The organism is Bacillus sp. 05T22, assembly GCF_056396765.1.
Genome location: NZ_JBFTMC010000200.1, coordinates 1 through 3553, shown reverse-complemented (window position 1 = coordinate 3553; position 3553 = coordinate 1). Strand labels below are relative to the sequence as shown.

The following is a 3553-nucleotide window of genomic DNA, read 5'->3' as shown; positions in this document are numbered from 1 at the left end:
TTATATGTTAGCGTAACAAGAAAATAAAGGTAAGTATATATTATACATGACTAATATGTACTCACCTTTATTTTTTAAGGCTTTCTTGCTTTTAGGTCTTGATAAGATGACACTGTTTACTTTATGACAATAGAAGTTACCTAGCAAAAACAAAAAAGCATATTACAAGAAAGATCTGTTATGTGTTTTTACTTTTAACATATATTAGGGTTTGTAAAATTGGTTCTGGTGCAAAGATTTTAAAATATGTGAAACTGGTCTAGTAAACTTGGACATACTGATAGTACTACTCTATAAAAGGTGTGTGATCCATATAGAAAAAGAAAATGTATTCAAATGGAAGCATTATCAGCCTGATATTATTTTGTTAACGGTAAGATGGTACCTACGGTACAACCTCGGTTTTCGTGATTTAGTGGAAATGATGGAGGAACGGGGCTTATCCATTTCTCATACAACGATTATGCGTTGGGTTCATCAGTACAGTCCTGAATTGGACAAACGAATCCGACGTCATCTTAAACAAACAAGCGACTCCTGGAGAGTCGATGAAACATATATCAAAGTAAAAGGTCAATGGATGTACCTGTATTGTGCTGTTGATTCGAAAGGAAATACAATCGATTTTTACCTGAGCAAAACATGAGGTCAGAAGGCTGCAAAGCGCTTTTTCAAGAAGGCCTTGCAGTCTTTTCATTATAGCAAGGTTCTACACGCTTCCCTATGGATATGTTAATTGTTTAGGGAATCTTGGCGAAGAACTAATGAATCCTTATAAGAACAACAGAAAAAACAGGTAGATAATCAATTTTAATTATGTAAAAAATACACAACTAAAAACAGTTGTATTGAAGCTGTTTAATACAAAATATAAAGCGATATAATTAGAATTCATCTTCCGAAATTAGATTTCCAGCATCATTATCTTTCGTTAATCGTTGTTTCAAATAATTTTCTTTTGTCGTTCTATCATTTTTATGACCAACTGCAGCTGCGATTACATGAGGTGCAAGCCCTTTGTAATCATATAAGTACTGTACATAAAAATGTCTAAAGAAGTGAGGGGTAATTCTTATATTCTCTGTAAAGGCTAACTTGGTATCCTTAATGACTTTAGAAATATATTGTGACAAGTAATTCTCTCTATAAGCTGAATGGTTCTTTGTTTGAAATATAGTCCCACCATTTTTATTCCCAATGTTTATAGGTAGCCTTCTCCGGATTCGAAATGCAACAATACGATTAAAAATCTCCTTATTAATAGAAACAATCCGTTCATTATCCCCCTTTGTATCTACTGTTAAATAATAACGTCCACGTATATCGTCATACTCAAGATCTTCCCACTTTGCATGCGCAACTTCTGCAACACGTAATCCAGTGGTAGCTAAAACTGATAATAAAGCGTAATTGATTTCATTATCCTTATAGTAATGAAGCAACTGCTTCACTTCCTCATATGATAACTCTCGTTTTGGTTTATGGTGTTTATTAACGGTCGTACTTAGAATTTCCACATGAAGAGGTTCCTGGATATATTGAATTTCATATAGCCATTTCAAATACGAACGGATCACACCAAGTTTCCGACTAATCGTAGATGCTTTGTATTTCTCCTTGGATTGATAGGAAACAGCCTCCTCCGACAACCACCTCTGATAGTTACGGATATGACGTTTTCGTAGATTCCTCCATATACGATCATCTTCGTAGTCTTTTACATCTTGCTGCAGAAATTCTGTACTTTGTTTGATGAAAAAATAGAACTGGCTTAAATCACGTGCATATAGAGTCCTGGATGCATCCTTTATACGTTTTTCTTGATCAAAATGTGTTTGCCGATTTAAGTAGTAGTACAATATTTCTTCATCTGAAAATCCCTCATATGTATATGAATCTTCTCTTTCATTATTTTCCTTTTTAAATTCAGCTTCATTTATATAATCAAGATTCCATAATGCAATTATGTTTGCGAAATTTTGTTTTTGTTTCTCTATATTTTCTAAAGAAGTTTCACTATGAATTGTATTCAATTCAAATTTCATTGTTATTTAACTCCTTATTAATTTCTATTATATCTATTATTATAACTGAATTACATTCAAAATTATTTACATAGTAAGATTAAATTTTATAAAAATGAAAGTGTAATATGACTATAGAAAAACGCCCATTTTCTATGGTTATTATGTGTTTACTTTTATGCATTCTTTTTTATTTGTTTTATACTATATCAAAAATGAATTTAATTATAAATTATATCCCGTTATTAAATATCAATTTAAATAGTTTACTTTTTATTTGTGTTATAATAAATTAAAATTATCTATTTTATAAATTATAATTCACATAATAATATTATTTCTTATATATATAATTGGAATCTTAGGGGGAACGTAAATGCTTAGTACATATGAAATAAATATGACCACGAATGAGGTAAAAGAGTACTTAGATATTAGTCACTTCACATTTAATAATTTAATGAAACAGGGACAACTAAATCCAATTAATAAGGATACATGGCGTTTAGATGGAAGTTTTTTATTTAAAAGAGAAGAGGTAGAGAAATTAAAAGAAGAACTTGAGATAGAAGGAATTACTCTATATCAAGCAAGTAAAGCGTATCATATCAGTATGTATCAACTCGAAAAATGGATAGAAGAAGGAGAGTTAGCTTGTACTATACAGGAGCATCGTAATCGTAAAACAAAATTTGTAAAAGAAGATGACATCCGTGAATTAGTACAACAAATAGAGCGAAAAAATACGATCTATACATACTCACAAAAGCATAATGTAGTATTATTACAAAGGTTTATGAAAGGGAATACGTTAGCACGTATTATCTCGATTCCAAAACGTGGAGATATCATACTTCGTGATGAATTTGGGAATGACATGACGTTAGGGGATGCAATAAATGTAGGATATGAGCCTGCCTATGTTTTATCTGATCAACCGCGAAGTCATCATCAAAGATTTGTGAAATTCCGTTTCCCTAAATCTGACCAATTACGAAGTGATATTTTTCGATTTATTGATCTCATATTACAGTATGTGTCTCCGAGAAACTTAAAAATATCAGTAGAAGATGAATTTTGGTATTTTGATATTCGTCAATCTCTAGTATCATTACCATCTGGAATGCAGACCGAATGGATGGATAGCTTAGCACCCTATATAATAGAAGGAAAACTGATACAACGTGTTAATAATAGTGTGTATTTAGATAGTAATACCGTAACAAAGCCGGTAACTCTCACAAGTAACGAGTATAAATCTATAACAAAAATTGTAGAAGAAACAAACAGTTCCATCGAAGAATTTATTAAAGATGCAATTCGAGATAAAATTAATGGTTCTGTTGCAAAGTTTCCTACATGAAGCTACACTCTAGAAAACAGGATCTAGGAGAATCAGACATGAGATATTTTAAAGGAAAACAATTCAAGAAAGATATTATTTTAGTAGCTGTCGGCTACTACTGCCATTCAAGAAAGATATTATTTTAGTAGCTGTCGGCTACTACTGCCGTTTTTCTTTAAGTTAT

2 protein-coding genes and 1 pseudogene are annotated in these 3553 nt (G+C 31.4%); 2 read left to right on the top strand and 1 reads right to left on the bottom strand.

Annotation, left to right across the window (positions count from 1 at the left end):
* Positions 1-313 precede the first annotated feature (313 nt).
* Positions 314-706: pseudogene (locus tag AC1DIT_RS27535) on the top strand (IS6 family transposase); the annotation flags it as partial.
* 178 nt (positions 707-884) lie between these two features.
* Here AC1DIT_RS27535 and AC1DIT_RS27530 read toward each other — a convergent pair.
* The gene (locus AC1DIT_RS27530; RefSeq protein ID WP_016113444.1) at positions 885-2045 is read right to left on the bottom strand and encodes a tyrosine-type recombinase/integrase; all 1161 of its coding nucleotides are present in this window, start codon (positions 2043-2045) and stop codon (positions 885-887) included.
* A 355-nt stretch (positions 2046-2400) separates the two neighbouring features.
* Between AC1DIT_RS27530 and AC1DIT_RS27525 the strand changes: the two genes are divergently transcribed.
* Complete coding sequence (locus tag AC1DIT_RS27525; protein WP_016132785.1) at positions 2401-3387, top strand: hypothetical protein; 987 nt, start codon at positions 2401-2403, stop codon at positions 3385-3387.
* Positions 3388-3553 lie beyond the last annotated feature (166 nt).

What these genes read in the sequence shown, in the direction of transcription:
- AC1DIT_RS27525 (WP_016132785.1), top strand. Translation starts at nt 2,401, where the DNA reads ATGCTTAGTACATATGAAATAAATATGACCACGAATGAGGTAAAAGAG.
- AC1DIT_RS27530 (WP_016113444.1), bottom strand. Translation starts at nt 2,045, where the DNA reads ATGAAATTTGAATTGAATACAATTCATAGTGAAACTTCTTTAGAAAAT.